This window comes from Janthinobacterium sp. BHSEK (assembly GCF_056174685.1).
Window position 1 is genome coordinate 239,918 of record NZ_JBWBYV010000003.1, and the last position, 17,815, is coordinate 257,732.

Annotated in this window: 11 protein-coding genes; 5 read left to right on the plus strand and 6 right to left on the minus strand. The window is 63.5% G+C overall.

The window, feature by feature from the left end; genetic code table 11:
• Nucleotides 1-52: 52 nt before the first annotated feature.
• Complete coding sequence (ppa, locus tag AC0V2Y_RS01715; RefSeq protein WP_086139428.1) at nucleotides 53-595, minus strand: inorganic diphosphatase; 543 nt, start codon at nucleotides 593-595, stop codon at nucleotides 53-55.
• 625 nt (nucleotides 596-1,220) lie between these two features.
• On the opposite strand from ppa, the gene AC0V2Y_RS01720 reads away from it, so the two are divergent.
• Entirely contained in the window at nucleotides 1,221-3,647 is a 2,427-nt protein-coding gene (locus tag AC0V2Y_RS01720; protein ID WP_475413636.1) for a membrane-bound PQQ-dependent dehydrogenase, glucose/quinate/shikimate family, read from the plus strand.
• 87 nt (nucleotides 3,648-3,734) lie between these two features.
• On the opposite strand, the gene AC0V2Y_RS01725 is transcribed toward AC0V2Y_RS01720, so the two are convergent.
• The 4 genes from AC0V2Y_RS01725 to hemC are packed head-to-tail and all read right to left on the minus strand — an operon-like array spanning nucleotide 3,735 to nucleotide 7,866.
• On the minus strand, nucleotides 3,735-4,931 hold the full coding sequence (locus tag AC0V2Y_RS01725) for a heme biosynthesis HemY N-terminal domain-containing protein (RefSeq protein ID WP_475413637.1): 1,197 nt from the start codon (nucleotides 4,929-4,931) through the stop codon (nucleotides 3,735-3,737).
• 4 nt (nucleotides 4,932-4,935) lie between these two features.
• Nucleotides 4,936-6,084, minus strand: a complete 1,149-nt coding sequence (locus AC0V2Y_RS01730) for a uroporphyrinogen-III C-methyltransferase (protein WP_475413638.1) — start codon at nucleotides 6,082-6,084, stop codon at nucleotides 4,936-4,938.
• Entirely contained in the window at nucleotides 6,081-6,863 is a 783-nt protein-coding gene (locus AC0V2Y_RS01735; RefSeq protein ID WP_475413639.1) for a uroporphyrinogen-III synthase, read from the minus strand. Before AC0V2Y_RS01735 ends, AC0V2Y_RS01730 begins: the two co-directional genes overlap by 4 nt.
• Nucleotides 6,856-7,866 (minus strand): hydroxymethylbilane synthase, encoded by a 1,011-nt coding sequence (gene hemC / locus AC0V2Y_RS01740; protein WP_475413640.1) that lies wholly within the window; start codon nucleotides 7,864-7,866, stop codon nucleotides 6,856-6,858. Before hemC ends, AC0V2Y_RS01735 begins: the two co-directional genes overlap by 8 nt.
• 243 nt (nucleotides 7,867-8,109) lie before the next feature.
• On the opposite strand from hemC, the gene ppc reads away from it, so the two are divergent.
• The 3 genes from ppc to AC0V2Y_RS01755 all read left to right on the plus strand — a co-directional run bounded on the left by ppc (nucleotide 8,110) and on the right by AC0V2Y_RS01755 (nucleotide 14,117).
• Nucleotides 8,110-10,950: a phosphoenolpyruvate carboxylase gene (ppc, locus tag AC0V2Y_RS01745; RefSeq protein ID WP_475413641.1), complete on the plus strand. Its 2,841-nt coding sequence runs from the start codon at nucleotides 8,110-8,112 to the stop codon at nucleotides 10,948-10,950.
• Nucleotides 10,951-11,126: 176 nt separating this feature from the next.
• Nucleotides 11,127-12,914, plus strand: coding sequence for a PAS domain-containing sensor histidine kinase (locus AC0V2Y_RS01750; RefSeq protein WP_475413642.1), 1,788 nt, complete (start codon nucleotides 11,127-11,129; stop codon nucleotides 12,912-12,914).
• A 63-nt stretch (nucleotides 12,915-12,977) separates the two neighbouring features.
• Nucleotides 12,978-14,117, plus strand: coding sequence for an HAF repeat-containing protein (locus tag AC0V2Y_RS01755; protein WP_475413643.1), 1,140 nt, complete (start codon nucleotides 12,978-12,980; stop codon nucleotides 14,115-14,117).
• A gap of 64 nt (nucleotides 14,118-14,181) precedes the next feature.
• Here the strand turns inward: AC0V2Y_RS01755 and rpoD are convergent, their stop codons facing one another.
• A complete protein-coding gene (rpoD, locus tag AC0V2Y_RS01760) occupies nucleotides 14,182-16,734 on the minus strand; it encodes an RNA polymerase sigma factor RpoD (protein WP_475413644.1) in 2,553 nt (850 codons plus the stop codon).
• Between the two features lie 570 nt (nucleotides 16,735-17,304).
• On the opposite strand from rpoD, the gene AC0V2Y_RS01765 reads away from it, so the two are divergent.
• Nucleotides 17,305-17,808 carry a ProQ/FINO family protein gene (locus AC0V2Y_RS01765; protein ID WP_475413645.1) on the plus strand — a complete coding sequence of 168 codons (504 nt, stop codon included), beginning with the start codon at nucleotides 17,305-17,307 and terminating at the stop codon, nucleotides 17,806-17,808.
• Nucleotides 17,809-17,815: the final 7 nt, after the last annotated feature.

Here is a 17,815-nt window from a genome sequence, read left to right on the forward strand (position 1 = left end):
AAAAACGCTCCCGGCCATGACTGGCGGGGAGCGTTTTTCTTACTGGGTGCTCTTATGCTTTTGCGGCATCTGCCTTGTAGGCGGCGACGCCGCCCAGGATTTCTTCCTTGGCCACTTCAGGGCCATACCAGCCGTCGATCTTGACCCATTTGCCTTTTTCCAGATCTTTGTAGTGCTCGAAGAAATGCTGGATCTGGCGCAAACGCAGTTCGTTCAAGTCTTCCGGCTTTTGCCAGTGGCTGTAGATCGACAGGACCTTGTCGACTGGCACGGCCAGCACTTTCGCGTCTTCGCCCGACTCGTCGGTCATTTTCAGCACGCCGATAGGACGGCAGCGCACGACCACGCCCGGGATCAGCGGGAACGGGGTGATGACCAGCACGTCGACCGGGTCGCCGTCCGGCGACAGGGTGTTCGGCACGTAGCCGTAGTTGCACGGGTAATGCATGGCGGTACCCATGAAGCGATCGACGAAGATCGCGCCGCTTTCCTTGTCGACTTCGTACTTGATCGGATCGGCATTCATCGGGATTTCGATGACGACGTTGAAATCGTTCGGCAGGTCGCGGCCGGAAGAGACGTTATTCAAACTCATGGGGTTCCTCATTAGCGGATGGTGTTTTAACCGCGCAATTATAGCGAAGTACAGGCAGCTTGTGCGATGCAGCAGCGGCCCGGCGGCGTTTTGCGCGTCCTGCCAGCAACAGTGGCATGCATGAGCCGCTGCCCCCCGCGGCCTGCCAGAGAAAGAATAAACAGGCGGCCCAAAATAATAAGTAAAAACACGTAAGTAATACTACGCTCACGCCTGAATTAATATCTGGAATATCTGCGTATTTTCATTTCAATATCACCATGCGGCAAACATGGTTATTATAATCGGCATTGCATTTATTGCAGCCACTTATAACAACAATTTCATTATCATGCATCCGGCGATGCCTGCACATAATGACGCGGGCGTTTCAACATGCTTCGCCAAACGCCCATCCAGCCCCGCAATCTGCTCTTCCAGCATAATATTTGCTCTTATTTGAAGAGTTTATCTGATTCAAATGGCGTCCTTGCCAAAAAATGGCGCGACCGGAAGACAATCTTCAATTCTGATAAACTGTCACATTCTGGTGATTCCAAACTTTGTATATTCTGCAATCGACGCCTTCCCTGAATTCAATATGGCGCTTTCAACGCGCCACCGATAAATCCTTGCAAAAAGGAATATGATGATTCCCTCCTTCCGGTCCGGGCCTCTATTAAAGGTCACCGGCGTTATTTTCATTCTGTTTGGCCTCGCCCTGCTGGGCGGCGGCATCTGGCTGGCCACGCTCGGCGGCTCCTGGTACTACCTGCTGGCCGGCATAGGCATGCTGATCGCAGGCGTGCTCGTGTTCCAGGGCAAGCGCAGCGCGCAACCGTTCATGGCGCTGCTGCTGCTCGCCACCCTCATCTGGTCCGTGATCGAAGTGAAATTTGACTGGTGGCAATTGCTGCCGCGCCTCGACATCTGGTTTGCCGCCGCCGTCTGGCTGTTGCTGCCCTTCGTCAGCCGCCGCCTGGCGCCACCCGCCGCGGAGAAACAGGGGCAATTGGGCAAGACGGCCCTTTCCGCCGCCGTGGCCCTGACCGTTATCGCCGGCGTCATCGCCCTGTTCCAGGACTACCATGACCTGCATGGCGACGTGCCTGCCGAAAACATGGCCGCCACCGCCAGCGGCGACCTGGCGCCCGGCGTCGAGCACAACGACTGGTCCGCGTATGGCCGTTCCGGCTATGGCGACCGCTACGCGCCGGCCGCGCAGATCACGCCGGCCAATATTTCCGGCCTGAAAGAAGCCTGGACCTATCACACGGGCGACTTCAAGGGGCCGAACGATCCGGGCGAGATCGCCAATGAAGTCACGCCGCTGAAGGTCAATGACATGCTGTACCTGTGCACGCCGCACAATATCGTCATCGCCCTGAACCCGGACACGGGCAAGGAAATCTGGCGCCACGATCCGAAGATCAACCGCGACGCGGCCAGCTACCAGCACATGATCTGCCGCGGCGTCGCCTACTGGGACGTCAACGCGGGCCGCGCCAAGAACAACCCGGCCCCTGAAGCGGCCGGCATGGAATGCCCGCGCCGCATCCTGGCGCCGACCATGGATGGCACCATGATCGCCGTGAATGCCGATACGGGCGAATCGTGCAAGAGCTTTGGCAACAACGGCGTCATCAACCTGTATAAAAACATGGCCATGATCAAGCGCGGCTTCCTGATGCCCACCTCGCCGCCGGCCGTCTCGCAGAAAATGGCCGTGATCGCCGCCAGCGTGACGGACAACCATTCGACGGAAGAGCCGTCGGGCGTGATCCGCGGCTACGATCCCGTCACCGGCAAGCTGATGTGGAACTGGGACCCGGCCACGCCGGAAGATACGCAGCCCTTCCCGGAAGGCAAGAACTACACCAACAACTCGCCCAACTCGTGGGGCGTGGCCAGCATCGATGAAAAGCTGGGCATGGTCTACATTCCGATGGGCAATGAAACCCCCGATACCTGGGGCGGCAACCGCAACAAGAATGGCGAGAAATTCAACAGCGCCATCGTCGCGCTGGACCTGGCGACGGGTAAAGTGCGCTGGGTCTACCAGACCGTGCACCACGATATCTGGGACATGGATATCGGCGGCCAGCCTTCGCTGGTCGACATCGACACGCCAAAAGGCAAAGTCCCATCGGTCGTCGCCACGACGAAACGGGGCGACATCTACGTGATCGACCGCCGCGACGGCAGCCTGGTCGTGCCGGCGCCAGAAAAACCCGTGCCAACGAGCAATCCTGCCGCCGGCGACACCCTGTCGCCCACGCAGCCGTTCTCGGCCCTGACCTTCTTGCCTGAACGCAATATCAGCGAAGCGGACATGTGGGGCACCACGCCGTTTGACCAGCTCGCCTGCCGCATCATCTTCAAGGAACGCCGCTATGAAGGCCCGTTCACGCCGCAAACGGCCGGCAAGGGCGCCGTCATCTCGCCGGGCCCGCTCGGCATCTTCGAATGGGGTGGCGCGGCCATCGACCCCGTGCGTCAATTGCTGATCGTCAACCCTGACTACATGGGCTTCCTGGAAAAACTCGTGCCGCGCGCCGAAACGACGGCCAAGGGCGGCACGGGCGGCGAAATGGGCTTGCAGCCACAGACGGGCGTCCCGTTCGCCGTGGAAATCAAGGCCTTTTTGTCGCCGCTGGGCTTCCCATGCCAGGCACCGCCGTGGGGCTATGTGGCCGCCGTCGACCTGCGCACCATGAAAAAAGTGTGGATGCACAAGAACGGCACCACGCGCGACAGCGGTCCCGTGCCGATTCCCTTGCCACTGGGCGTGCCCAGCCTGGGCGGCATGGTCACCACGGGCGGCGGCGTGACCTTCCTCAGCAGCACGCTCGACTACTACATCCGCGGCTACGACGTCAGCAACGGCAAAGTCATCTGGAAAGCCCGTTTGCCGGCCGGCGGCCAAGCCACCCCGATGAGCTATGTGTCGAACAAGTCGGGACGCCAGTTCGTCGTCGTCATGGCCGGCGGCCACGGTTCGCTGGGCACGAAGATGAGCGATACCCTGGTCGCGTATGCCTTGCCCGAAGGCACTGCGGTACCGAAGAAGTAATCAGCAGCGCACTCCATCCTGGAGTGCGCGCATAAAAAAAGCCGTTCAGTCTGCACTGAACGGCTTTTTTACGTCTGGAGCAACAGATTACAGGATGGTGGCCAGTGCGCACTGCCGGTAATGGGCGGCGGCCTGTTCCGTCTGCTGCAAGGCATCGTGCATCTGTGCCAGCTTCAGGTGGGCGTCGCGCACCATCTGCGGCTCGTTCGCGTCGGACAAAGCCTGCTCCAGGTGGCGCTGGGCCTTGCCCCACAATTTTTGCTTGAGACACAGGGTGCCCAGGGTCAGCGCCAGTTCCGCGTCCAGCGGACGCTGTTTCAGCCATTGCTCGCAATGCTCGATCTGCAGCAGCAGGGCCGGCGTGCCGGCGGGCGCCGCCGCTTCGCGGTAGGCGCGCACGACGCGCTCGTCCCAGTCGGCGGCCAGCGACTCTTCGCACACGAGGCGCGCTTCGTCATGCAGGCCGCGCGCATTCAGGGCGGTGGCGGCGCGGCAGGCGATATACGGCTTGACCCGGTCCGTGCTCGGCACGGTGGACCACACGCGCATCAGCGATTCGGCATCGTGCGACGGGTCGGACAGCAAATGGTCGTAGGCCAGCTCGCGCAGGCGCGACGACAGGGCCGGATGCAGGGCGCGGTGCTTGTCGAGCGAACGCACGAGGCGCAGCACTTCCGGCCAGTTCTTCGCCTGCTGCTCGGCTTTCAGCGACCATTGCAGCGCGTGGATATGGCGCGTGCCGCTGGCATTGAGTTCGCGCACGGCGGCCAGGGCCGCTTCCGGCTGGTGGTCGTCGACCAGCAATTCCGTCACCGTCATCAAACGTGCCGTCTTCAGGCTGGCGTCGCCTTCGACGCGGGCCAGCCAGCTGTCGCGGCGCTCGGACTGGCGCATGCGGTGCGCGGCGCGCGCGCCGATCAGCGCGGCCAGGCCGGCGTTCTCATCCAGCTCGGCGGCGCGCAGGGCGGCCTTTTCCGCATGGCCGAAACGGCCTTCGAACAGGGCTTTCAAAGCTTCGCGCAAGCCCTTGTTGCCATCGCGCTCGCGCTTGCGCTGGCGGTAGGCCGCCACTTGCGCCGGCATGCGCACGGTGGCGCGCACGGCGCGCACCAGCAGATACAGCAGCACGAACAGCACGACCTGCAGCAGCAGGAAGAAGTTCAGCGACAAGTCGATGCGGTAAGGCGGATAGAACAACACCACGTTGCCGGGGTTGAAACGGGCCGTCACGGCGATACCGATCGCCGCGGCCATCAGGGCGAGTAACCAGAGAAATAGACGCATGGGCTCAGGACTTCGCTTTGTAGTTGCGCACAGCCGCCAGGCTGTCGGACAAGGTTGGCATTTCGATGGCCAGGTTGCTGCCCTGCACCTGGCGCAGCAAGGCTTGCGCCGTCTGCGTGCCCTTGGCGCGGGTGTCGAAATACTTGGCCAGCGCATCCTGGGCGGCGATCAAGTCGTTGCGGAAAGCCGTTTCATTGCGCGACAACAAGGCCATGCGGGCATTGAGCAGGCGCAGCTTGACGTTTTCGCGCAAGAAATACGACTGCGTCGGCGACAGCATCAGCGCTTCCGGCGTGTCGACGCGGCGGATACGGATCAGCTGGCGCACGTCGGCCCACATGTCGCCGCTCCAGGTATTGAAGCCGTCGCGCACTTTTTGCAGCAGCGGTTCCGGCGCCGGCGGCCCCACCAGCTTGCCGGCGGCATCGCGCACGGCCTTGGCCTTGCCCGGTTTTTCCGGCGCGGCCGGCAAGGCCGGCGTCTCGTCGGACAGCATCGGCAGAGAATCGATCTGGGCGATCACGGCGTCGAGGCGCAGGGCCACGCCCGTCGAATCGACGCTGGGCAGGGCCTTGAGTTTTTCCATGTCGCGCCCGATGGCGCGGCGGATGGTGATGAATTGCGGCTTGTCGGAGCGCGACAGGCTGCGGTCCGCGTTTTGCAGGGCGATCAGCGCACCTGGCACGTTGCCGGCCAGCTGCAGCTGCTGGCTGGCCGTCGACAGCACTTGCTCGATTTCCGTCAGCGCCCACTCGTCGCGGTTCTTCGACAAGTCGTTATACAGTTGTTCCAGCGCCAGCTGCTGGCTCTGCGTTTCGCTCTGGCGGTTTTCCAGCGCGCCCACCTTGATTTGCAGCTCTTTCGTGCCTTCTTGCACGTTGCGCGCCAGCACACCCGTTTCGGCATTGCTGACATCGCCCTTTTGCAGGCGCTTGGCCACTTCTTCGCGCAGGTTGCGGATCTGCTTGCTGGTCGACCAGCTTTGCGCCGCCAGCAGCACGGCCAGCACGATGACGGCGATGCTCATCGGCTTTTGCAGCTGTTCCAGCAGGGTCGGCGCGCGGCCGGCAGGTTGGTCGGCCGCCTGCGGCGCCGTCTTCACGGCGCTGCCAGGCGTTGCATTCGGTTCGGAGAGTGTAGGCATTTCGTTCATGGTCGTGATTGTAACGCGGCGAGCACTCCTGCGTCGCCTGATCCTGTCAGGGTGACACGGGCAAAACCCAGGGCCGCCGCCGTTTGTGCAATGCGCGCGTGCGGCACGATCAGATGCTGCTGTTGCATTTTTGCAACAGCCGTCTTTTCAGCATCCAATTCATCAAGAAGCGCCAGCAAACCGCGCAGCGCTTCCGAGCTGGTGATGATCCAGTCATTATTATGCTGCAACAGCTTTTCCAGGGTCGCCCGCAAGGCCGGCGTCAGTCTTGGCACCTGGCGGCGGTAGGCCGTGACGAACTCGACTTCGGCGCCTGCCGCGCGCAAGCCGTCGGCCAGGTAATCGCGTCCGCCGTCGCCGCGCACGATCAGCACGCGCTTGCCGCGCAGGGCCGGCAAGTCCAGCGCCAGCAACAGATGTTCGGAATCGCTGCGCGCCGTGTCGAGCGGACTGGTGATGGCCGCGTTGGCTTCCGTGACGCCATGCGCCGCCAGCGCCAGCCGGCTGCCCTCGCCCACCACGGCCAGCGGCACGCCTGGCGGCCAGGCGGGCAGGTGCGCAAAGACGCAATCGATGGCGTTGGGCGAGACGAAGGCCACCAAGTCATATTCCGCCAGGCGCGCCAGCACGGCTTGCAGCTGCGCGCATTCATCTGCGCCATCGAGCGCGTGGATTTCCAGCAGCGGCAGCAGTGTCACGGGCCAGCCCAGCGCCGCGATCCTGGCGGCCAGCGGCCCCGCTTGCGCCGCGGGCCGCGTGATCACCACGGTGTCAGGCATGCGGCGCCAGGCCTTCATGGTTGTCTGGCGTAACGGCGCACGAGGCGAGGATGCCGGCGGCGTCCTGGCCGCGCAGCAATTCGGCCACCTGTTCGCCCAGCAGTTCCGGCGCAGCGGCCGGACCTTCGAGCTCGGCGCTGGCCATGCGCGCGCCGTCCGGCGTGGCGACCATGGCGCGCAGGCGCATCCGTTCGCCCTCGACGGTGGCGAAGGCGGCCAGCGGAATCTGGCAGCTGCCGCCGAAAATCTTCGACACCTTGCGCTCGGCCGTGACGGCTTGCGCCGTATCAGCATGGTTCAGCGGCGCCAGCAGGGCCGTCATGTCGACGCCGTCGGCGCGCCCGGCGCGCACCTCGATCGCCATGGCGCCCTGGCCGGCGGCCGGCAGGCTGTCTTCCGGCGCCAGCACGGCGCGGATGCGCGCCTCAAGCCCCAGGCGTTTCAGGCCGGCGGCGGCCAGGATGATGGCGGCGTAGTCGCCACGGTCCAGCTTGCCCAAGCGCGTGTCGAGGTTGCCGCGCAGGGGCAAGATCGTCAGGTGCGGATAGCGCGCGGCGATCAGCGACTGGCGGCGCAGGCTGCTGGTGCCGACGACGGCGCCATGCGGCAGCTCGGCCAGGCTGGCGTAATCGTTCGACACGAACGCGTCGCGCGGGTCTTCGCGTTCAAGGATGGCGGCCAGGGCAAAGCCTTCCGGCAACTCCATCGGCACGTCCTTCAGCGAATGCACGGCCAGGTCGGCGCGGCCTTCTTCCATCGCCACTTCCAGCTCCTTGACGAACAGGCCCTTGCCGCCTACCTTGGACAGGGCGCGGTCCAGAATCTGGTCGCCGCGTGTGGTCATGCCGAGAATTTCAACGCTACACTGCGCATACAGGGCGGCCAGGCGCGCGCGCACGTGCTCAGCTTGCCACATGGCAAGACGGCTCTCGCGCGTGGCGATCACCAGGCGGGCGGGAATCTTCGGGGTCAATTCGTTCGGGGTCAATTCGGATGCTTTCAAAACAAGTTCTTTCGCTGTGGCTGTCGTTGTCATTATCGTTGCCAATTCGCCCGTCCGATATCAATTTGTATCGGAATGGCGCCCGGCGTCGCTATAATCGTTATCCCTTAGCCTAGAAGGCCAAGTCAGGCTAGCGTCCATGTTGAAGACCACAAATTTTATCATGCGCCCCCTCCCCTCTGCGGCCAAACGCCCGGTGCGATCCACATTCCCTTGCTTTTACACTTACTTTGGTTCTTTATTATGCTCAATGACGCAGTAGCACCAGAAATAGTCCCGGCGGCCGGCTCCGACAAGGACGCGCCGCTGAAAGAAGATATCCGCCTGCTGGGCCGCCTGCTGGGCGACGTGCTGCGCGAACAGGAAGGCGACGCCGTCTTCAACGTGGTGGAAACGATACGCCAGACGTCCGTGCGCTTCCGCCGCGAAGCGGACGCGGGCGCGGCGCTGGAACTCGACGCCATGCTCAAGGAACTGAGCCGCGAACAGACGATTTCCGTCGTGCGCGCCTTTTCCTACTTTTCGCACCTGGCCAACATCGCGGAAGACCAGCACCACATCCGACGCCGCCGCGCCCACCTGCTGGCCGGCTCGCCCGCGCAAAAGGGCAGCGTCAGCTTCGCGCTGAAAAAACTGCGCGCCGCCGGCGTGCCGCGCAAGACCGTCGATACCTTTTTCCAGGACGCCCTGATCGCCCCCGTGCTGACGGCCCACCCGACGGAAGTGCAGCGCAAGAGCATCCTCGACGCCGAGCACGACATCGCCCGCCTGCTGGCCGAGCGCGACCTGCCGCAGACGCCGAAGGAACGGCATGCCAACATGCAGCTGCTGCGCTCGCGCGTGGCCACCTTGTGGCAGACGCGCATGCTGCGCTACTCGAAGCTGACGGTGGCCGACGAAATCGAAAACGCCCTGTCGTATTACCGCATCACCTTCCTGCGCGAACTGCCGGGCCTGTATGACGACATCGAGGACGATATCGCCGCCGAGTACCCGAACGGCGACGGCACCATCGAACCGATCAACGCCGCCTACGTGCAGATGGGCAGCTGGATCGGCGGCGATCGCGACGGCAACCCGAACGTCAACGCGGGCACCATGCAGCATGCGCTGGCGCGCCACGCCACCACCATCCTCGATTTCTACCTCGACGAAGTGCATGCGCTGGGCGCGGAACTGTCCGTCTCGACCCTGATGGTGGGCGTGAGCGCGGAACTGCAGGCGCTGGCCGACCAGTCGCCGGACGCCTCGCCGCACCGCAGCGACGAACCGTACCGCCGCGCCCTGATCGGCATCTATGCGCGCCTGGCCGCCACGGCCCGCGCCCTGGGCGCCACCAACATCCTGCGCAAGGAAGTGGGCGCGGCGGCCCCCTATCCGGACGCGGCCGCCTTTGTCGCCGACTTGCGCACCATCGTCGCCTCGCTCGAGTCGCACCATGGCGCGGCCCTCGTGCGTCCGCGCCTGGCCACCCTGGCGCGCGCGGCCGACATATTCGGCTTTCACCTGGCGTCGCTCGACATGCGCCAGACCTCGGACGTGCACGAGCGCGTGCTGGCCGACCTGTTCGCGAAAAGCGGCGTGGCCGCCGATTACGCGGCCCTGTCCGAGGAAGACAAGCAGGCGCTGCTGCTGAGCGAACTGGCGCAGCCGCGTTTGCTGTACTCGCCCTACATCAGCTACGCCACGGAAACGGATTCCGAACTGGCCATCCTGCGCGCGGCGCGCGACATCCGCCAGCGCTACGGCGCGCGGGCCATCCGCAACTACATCATCTCGCACACGGAAACCGTGTCCGACCTGCTGGAAGTGTTGCTGCTGCAAAAGGAAACAGGCTTGCTGCGCACCGACTGGCAAGCTGGCGACAGCACGTGCGAGCTGATGGTCATCCCCCTGTTCGAGACGATCCCCGACCTGCAGCGCGCGGCCGGCATCATGAGCCAGCTCATGGCCTTGCCTTTGGTCAAACAATTGATCGCCAAGCAGGGACAGTTGCAGGAAGTCATGCTCGGCTACTCCGATTCGAACAAGGATGGCGGTTTCCTCACCTCGAACTGGGAACTGTACAAGGCGGAACTGGCGCTGGTGTCCGACTTCCAGAAGGCCGGCGTCAAGCTGCGCCTGTTCCACGGCCGCGGCGGCACGGTGGGCCGGGGCGGCGGGCCCAGCTACGAAGCCATCCTGGCCCAGCCGCCGGGCACCGTCAACGGCCAGATCCGCCTGACGGAACAGGGCGAGATCATCGCCTCGAAGTTTTCCAACGCGGAAATCGGCCGGCGCAACCTGGAACTGCTGGTCGCCGCCACCCTGGAAGCGAGCCTGGCGCCGCAGGCCGCCAGCCCGGCCCATGCGAGCGAGCTGGCGCAGTTCGAAGCCGTGATGGCGCAGCTGTCGGACCGCGCCTATCGCGCCTACCGCCACCTCGTGTATGAAACGCCGGGCTTTACGGAGTATTTCTTCTCGGCCACGCCGATTGCGGAAATCGCCGAGCTGAACCTCGGTTCGCGCCCCGCCTCGCGCAAGGCCAACCAGCGCATCGAGGACTTGCGCGCCATTCCCTGGGGCTTTTCCTGGGGCCAGTGCCGCTTGCTGCTGCCGGGCTGGTTCGGTTTCGGCAGCGCCATCGAAGCCTGGATCAACGATGGCGAGTCAGCTTCAAAGGATGACAGGATCGCCACCCTGCGCGCCATGTACGCCCGATGGCCCTTCTTTGCCACCCTGCTGTCGAACATGGACATGGTGCTGGCCAAGACGGACCTGGCGATTGCCTCGCGCTATGCGGAACTGGTGGCGGACCAGGATTTGCGCGAACGCATCTACAAGCGCATCACGGACGAGCATGGCAACACCCTGCGCTGCCTGGAGCTGATCACCGGCAATACCGAGCGCCTGGCCGGCAATCCGCTGCTGGCCCGTTCGATCCAGAACCGCTTCGCCTACCTCGACCCGCTGAACCACTTGCAAGTGGAATTGATCAAGCGCAACCGCGCCCTGTCCGCGGAAAGCCGGGTCGATGAACGGGTGCACCGCGGCATCCAGCTGTCGATCAACGGCGTGGCGGCCGGCCTGCGCAACACGGGCTGATAGCGTCGCACTGCATCGGCATGCAGGGGCCGGCACCGCAAGGGCCGGCCCTTTTGCTTTCCTGATGGAAAAATATTCTCAAGAAAACAACATTTGGTATTACACTAGCGTCGGATACTTTTCCCACTCCGGCGCCATGCGCACCGCAGCGGCCAACCATGACGCCAGGGACGCGGATGAGCAAATGGTCGATTGAAACCTTGAGTACGGCATGTGCCGCCCTCACCCTGATCATGCTGGGCTGGCTGGCCGGTGCGGCCTGGCAGGAACTCGACGTCTGGGAACATATCTGGCTGTCGCTGCTGCTGGCGGCCGTCGCCGGCACGGCCATGTGGCTGCTGCGCGCGCTGCGCGCCCACCTTGCCAGCACGCGCAAGCAGCTCGACGCCAGCGCCATGCGCTACCGCCACTTGAGCGAAGCGGCGCAGGACGGCATGTGGCAAACGGATGCGCACGGCCGCATCCTGCACGTCAACCAGCGCCTGTGCGACATGCTGGGCGTGCCCGCCGAGCGGCTGCTGAACCATTCGATGGAGGAATTCCACGACGAGGCGACCTTGCTGCGCCTGTGTCCGCTGCGCCAGACGGCCACGGATAGCTGCATGGGAGAACTGCGTTACCAGCATAGCAACGGCTCGGAACGCTGGGCCATGATCAGCGGCCGCTGCCTGTACGACCAGCAGGGCACGCTGACGGGCGCCCTCGTGCTGGCCAGCGACATCACCGAACACAAGCGGGCCGAACACGCGTTGAGCGTCGCCCATGCGGAACTGGAAAGCCGCGTGGCCCTGCGCACGGCCCAGCTGCTCGACGTCAATCTCCAGCTGTCCGCGGAAATCGCCATGCGCGCGCAGACGGAAGCGGCCCTGGCGCGCAGCGAAGAACGGCTGCAGGACATCATTTCCATGATGCCCCTGTCGCTGTTCCTGAAAGATGCCGATTCGCGCATCCTGCTGATGAACCAGGCTTGCGAACAGCAATGGGGCGTGCGCCAGGAAGACATCGCCGAGGGGCGCGACCTGCAGCATTTTCCCAGCGACCAGAGCGTGGGCTTCCACGCGGCGGACCAGGAGGCGTTTGCCAGCCGCAAGGTGGTGATACGCGAAGAACTGATATGGAATGCGCAGTTGCAGGAAAATCGCCGGGTGCAGACGCACAAGAAACCCATCTTCGACGCCGAAGGCCGGCCGCAGATGATCATCGCCATGGCCATCGACATCACCGACAGCAAGCGCAACGAGGAAAACCTGGAGCGCACCCTGGCCCAGCTGCGCGAACTGACCGACCACCAGCAAACCATCAAGGAAGAGGAACGCCGGCGCATCGCGCTCGACATTCATGACGATCTGGGCCAGAACCTGATGGTGCTGCGCATCGATGTGTCGCTGCTGCACGCGCGCACGGCCAGGACCCACCCGCGCCTGCACCGCCACGCCCAGCGCGTGCTCGACACCATCGACGCCACCATCCGCTCCGTGCGCACCATCATCAATGACTTGCATCCCAGCACCCTGGAGCTGGGACTGGGCCCCGCCGCCGAATGGCTGATCCGCCAGATGGAAGGCCGCGGCGCCATCCGCTACCGGCTCACGCTCGACAGCGAGGCGCCGGACCTGGGCCTCGATCAGCGCCAGACGTCGGCCATCTTCCGCGTGCTGCAGGAATCGCTGTCGAACATCGTGCGCCATGCCCAGGCCAGCGAAGTGGAAGTGGCGCTGGAGCAAGATGCGGATTCCATCGTGCTGCGCATCAGCGACAACGGCATCGGCATGCAGCCGGGCGACGACGGCAAGCGGGCCGCCTTCGGCCTGAAGAGCATACGCGAACGTGTCCACGCGCTGGGCGGCGAACTGCGCATCGACAGCCAGGCGGGCCAGGGCACGGCGCTGGTCATCTACCTGCCTCACGCGGGCAGGCGCGCCATGCCGGTCATGCCAAAACATAAAAATTACCAAAAACAGTAGCGAATTAAATATGTATTTTTGATAAATAAAAGTATAGTAGGTTTTTTCCTTGAGGAAACTATCATGCCGCCACGGTCCGCCCGCTTCCCCGCCCTGCTGCTCGGCCTGCTCCTGCTGGCTGCCGCCCCCATCGCCAGCGCCACCATTTATGCCGAACGGGGCTTTGGAGAAAAGGATGGCAATGGCAGCATCGCGTCCGACCTGAACCCGGCAGGGCTGGTGGCCGGCATCATCATGGAAGAGGAAGGACGGCGCCGCGCCGTGACCTACCAGCATGGCCGCCTCCGCGAACTGGGCACCCTGGGCGGCGATGAAGGTTTTACCAAGGCCATCAATATGCATGGCGTGGTGGTGGGGTCGGCGCAGACGGCCGCCGGCGCCTGGCACGCCTTCCGCTACGACGCGGCGGGCGGCATGCGCGACCTGGGCACCTTGGGCGGCAACAGCAGCTATGCCACGGCCATCACGCGCGACGGCCAGGTGGCCGGCTATGCCGATACCAGCGGCGGCGATTTCCACGCCTTCGTGACGAAAGCCGACCACAGCCTGCAAGACCTGGGCACCCTGGGCGGCGCCAGCAGTTATGCCAGCGGCCTGAACAGCCATGGCGTGGCGGTGGGCACGGCGCAGCGCGGCGATGGCTACCGCCGCGCCTTCGTCTACCGGCCCGGCGCGGGCATGCAGGAAATCGGCACCCTGCCCGGCGGACGCATCAGCTCGGCCACCGCCATCAACGACGCGGGCCTAATCGTGGGCGCCTCGGAAACGGAGAAGCGCCGCTGGCACGCGTTTGCCTGGGACGGCAAGCGCATGCTCGACCTGGGCGCCATGATCGGCCAGGGCGACAGCTACGCCACGGCAGTCAACGCGGCCGGACACGTCGTCGGCAGCGTCAACATCAACGGCTTTGAACCGATGACCTTTGTCTACAAGGAAGGCGTGATGACGGTGCGCCGCCGCGACGACGGCCTGTACCTGACCAACAAGATCACGGACGCCGGCCTGGTGGTGGGCGCCATCTACACGGGGCATAAATTCCAGGCCTTCGCCGTGCCGTCGCAAGCGTCGCCGGCACCGCCACGCCGCAACCCGCTGGACTGGCTCTTCCTGAGCGTCATCGCCGCCGCCTGCGGCGCGGCCCTGTACCGCGCACAGCGCCACCTGCGCGCCGGCCTGCTGGGACAGCGCCGGCATTTGCTGTAAATCAATACGGGTACGGACGAAAAAAAAGAGGCTTGCGCCTCTTTTTTTATTGCCTGCTGACCGCTTAGTTCTGCGTCAGGAAAGTCTTCAGCTTGTCCGAACGCGAAGGCTGGCGCAGCTTGCTCATGGCTTTCGCTTCGATCTGGCGGATTCGCTCGCGCGTCACGTCGAACTGCTTGCCCACTTCTTCCAGCGTGTGGTCGTTCGACATTTCCACGCCGTAACGCATGCGCAGCACTTTCGCTTCGCGCGGCGTCAGGGAATCGAGTACTTCCTTGATCACGTTGCGCATCGAGGCGTGCAGCGCGGCGTCCAGCGGCGCCAACGTCGTGTTGTCTTCGATGAAGTCGCCCAGTTGCGAATCGCCATCTTCGCCCATCGGCGTTTCCATGGAAATCGGCTCTTTGGCGATCTTCATGATTTCGCGCACCTTGTTTTCCGGCATTTCCATCTTGACGGCCAAGGTCGCCAGGTCCGGCTCGCTGCCCGTTTCCTGCATGATCTGGCGCGAGATGCGGTTCATCTTGTTGATCGTTTCGATCATGTGCACCGGCACGCGGATGGTGCGGGCCATGTCGGCGATCGAACGCGTGATCGCCTGGCGGATCCACCAGGTGGCGTAGGTCGAGAACTTGTAGCCGCGGCGGTATTCGAATTTATCGACCGCCTTCAGCAGACCGATGTTGCCTTCCTGGATCAAGTCGAGGAATTGCAAACCGCGGTTGATGTATTTCTTGGCGATCGAAATGACCAGGCGCAAGTTGGCAACCGTCATTTCGCGTTTCGCGTGACGCGCACGCTTTTCGCCGGCCGCCATCTGCTTGTTGATCTTGCGCAAGTCCGCCAGCGGCAGGGCCACGCGCGCTTGCAGGTCGATCATCTTCTTTTGCAGTTCCTTGACGGCAGGCACGTTGCGGCTGAGGATGGCGCTGTACGGATACTTGCAATCGACTTCGCGGTCGACCCATTCCAGGTCGCATTCATTGCCCGGGAACACCTTGATGAAGTGGGCGCGCGGCATGCCGCATTTGTTCACGCACAGTTCCAGCACGGCGCGCTCGATGTGGCGCACTTCTTCCATCTGGCCGCGCAGGGTGTCGCACAGCTTTTCGACGACCTTGGCCGTGAAGCGGATGCCCAGCAATTCCTGCGAAATGGCTTCCTGCGCCTTGATGTAGGCTTTCGAGTTGTAACCCTCGGGCGCCTTGCGCATCTTGTCGTACTGCGTCGAGATGACGTTGAATTTCTCCAACGCATTCTTTTTCAGCTGGGCCAGTTGCTCGCTGGAGAAACCGGCCGCGCCGCCATTGGCGTCGCCGTCTTCTTCCTCGGCTTCTTCTTCCTCTTCCTCGTCGTCACCGCTGGCGGCGACGGGCGCGGCGGCAGCGGCCGGCGCCGGGGCATTGCTTTCGTTCAGATCGACAAAGCCGTCGACCACTTCATCGACCTTGATTTCGTCGCGCGCAATTTTTTGCGACAGGGCGACGATTTCGCCGATGGTGGTCGGGCAGGCGGAAATGGCCTGGATCATGTCCTTCAGGCCGCCTTCGATGCGCTTGGCGATCTCGATCTCGCCTTCGCGCGTCAGCAACGCCACGGCGCCCATTTCACGCATGTACATGCGCACGGGGTCGGTGGTGCGGCCGAAGTCGGAGTCGACGGTCGACAAGGCGGTCGCGGCAGCCGCTTCCACTTCATCGTCGCTGGTGACGGTGGCGACGTTGTCGGTCAACAACAGGCTTTCCGCGTCAGGGGCGCGCTCGTAGACGGCGATGCCCATGTCGTTGAAGGTGGCGATGATGCCTTCGATCGCTTCCGGATCGATGATGTTTTCCGGCAATTGGTCATTGATCTCGGCATAGGTGAGGAAACCGCGTTCCTTGCCCATGTTGATCAAGCCCGTGATCTGCTTGCGGCGGCGTTCCAGGTCCGCTGCCGACGCTTCCGGATCGCCCAGCGCGTCCGCCAGGCCGCCCTTGGCCTTGCGGTCGCGCGCTTTCGACACGGCCTTCAGTTCGGCGCGCTCGACGGCGTTGAGTGCTGCCACTTCATCGTTTTCCGGCGTGAATTCGCTCGGCTTGCGGCCGCGGCGGCCTGGTACCTTGACGGTCGGCAGGAAGTAATTCGAGGTGTCGATGGCGGCCAGGGCATCGGCGTCCGTGGTCTTGCTGACCACTTGCGCGCCGGTGATGATGGTCACGGGTGCCGCCTCAGGCTTGGCGCGCACGACCTTCGAACGGGCTGCCGTCACCACCTTGTTCGTGGCGGCGCTTTCGCTGACCTTGCGCGGCGCGGCCGGGGCCTTGGCGCCGGGGGCGATCTTCACGCTCGGCGTCTTGACCGGCGCGGCGTCGGCCACCTCGGCCACGTCGGCAACGGCTTCGACAGCCGCCGCTGGCGCTTCTGCAGCTGGCTCGGCCGGCGGCACGGCGGCCAGGCGCGAACGGCTTTTCTTCACCACGGTGACGACGGTGGGCGCCGTCGTGACGGTGGCTTCCGGATTCGCTTGCGCATTATCGATGAAGTAAGATAAAGTCGTTTTGGGTACGGCAAGTGGTGCCGCGGCTGGGCGTGGCGCCTTGGCGGACAACGTTAAAGTTTTTGGCGTATTCTTCATGAGATATCTCTTAATGCGAGACCAGATGGTGTCGGCGCGAAGTGAATGATTCCACCTAAGCCTGCGAAACCGGACTCGATGGAGCGTATTGTTGCGGCTGCCGTCAAGGGCAGCGGCGCCTGTCTATCGGGACGTTCAAAGCCCGCGCATCCAGCGGCGGCGGGGCCGAAGCCGGGTCAGATAAATAAGCGATGTACATTGCGGAATGAAAAAAAGCCCGTACCAGAACGGGCTTGAATCTATTGTTGTTCAGTGAAGACACAGCGGAGAGCAAGATTATGCACGAAGGCCAGTTATCTGGATAATTGATAAGCAAAATATCTGATATCAAAAATATCAATAATGATGGCCCTGCACCGCACTGCTCCTATCCCCTGCACACCTGAGCCAGACCGTCAAATACGGGGTCCAGTCATCAGCGCAAGCCGACATTATACACATTTCCCGCATTTCGCGCTGCGTCCGCTGTAGGGCGGACCCGCTTGTTACAGCGCAAGTTGCCAAAAAAGACAATGCACTTGCCTGTGGCGCGTGCTATGCTCCCCTTTTATAGCCCAACCAATGATGTCGATGACCAGCTCCACGCCAGACCAGCAAGCCACCACTCCTGACACGCCAGTCGATGCAGCCCCAGCGGCGGCACCGGCCGCAGCGGCAACCACGCCGGCGCCTGCCGGCCTGACCGCGCGCGCCCTGCTGAAGCAGTTCCAGGAGCAATTCCCGCCATTCCGCGATTGCCTGCCCTTGTCGATCGGTATCGACAAGCAGATCCTGGCGCGCCTGCCGGACCTGGACCGCAAGCTGATGCGCACGGCGCTGGGCATCCACACGGGTTCGCTGCGCTACCTGCGCGTGATGGAAAAAGCCAAGATCCGCTACGACCTCGACGGCACCGCCGGCGCGGAAGTGACGCAAACGCACCGCGACCATGCCACGCAAGTCTTGCAGCAACGCTTCAAGAAGGAAGCCGAGCGCAAGAAAGCCGAGCGCGACGCGGCCGCCGCCGAAGAAGCGAACCGCTTGCGCCTGGAAAAACTGAATCAGCTGACCGCGAAATTCTCGCGCAAAGGCTGATCCGGTT

Bases quoted from the DNA above. Each gene is read 5' to 3' on its own strand.
- ppa (WP_086139428.1), bottom strand. From the start codon at position 595: ATGAGTTTGAATAACGTCTCTTCCGGCCGCGACCTGCCGAACGATTTC.
- AC0V2Y_RS01720 (WP_475413636.1), top strand. From the start codon at position 1,221: ATGATGATTCCCTCCTTCCGGTCCGGGCCTCTATTAAAGGTCACCGGC.
- AC0V2Y_RS01725 (WP_475413637.1), bottom strand. From the start codon at position 4,931: ATGCGTCTATTTCTCTGGTTACTCGCCCTGATGGCCGCGGCGATCGGT.
- AC0V2Y_RS01730 (WP_475413638.1), bottom strand. From the start codon at position 6,084: ATGAACGAAATGCCTACACTCTCCGAACCGAATGCAACGCCTGGCAGC.
- AC0V2Y_RS01735 (WP_475413639.1), bottom strand. From the start codon at position 6,863: ATGCCTGACACCGTGGTGATCACGCGGCCCGCGGCGCAAGCGGGGCCG.
- ppc (WP_475413641.1), top strand. From the start codon at position 8,110: ATGCTCAATGACGCAGTAGCACCAGAAATAGTCCCGGCGGCCGGCTCC.
- AC0V2Y_RS01750 (WP_475413642.1), top strand. From the start codon at position 11,127: ATGAGCAAATGGTCGATTGAAACCTTGAGTACGGCATGTGCCGCCCTC.
- AC0V2Y_RS01755 (WP_475413643.1), top strand. From the start codon at position 12,978: ATGCCGCCACGGTCCGCCCGCTTCCCCGCCCTGCTGCTCGGCCTGCTC.
- rpoD (WP_475413644.1), bottom strand. From the start codon at position 16,734: ATGAAGAATACGCCAAAAACTTTAACGTTGTCCGCCAAGGCGCCACGC.
- AC0V2Y_RS01765 (WP_475413645.1), top strand. From the start codon at position 17,305: ATGACCAGCTCCACGCCAGACCAGCAAGCCACCACTCCTGACACGCCA.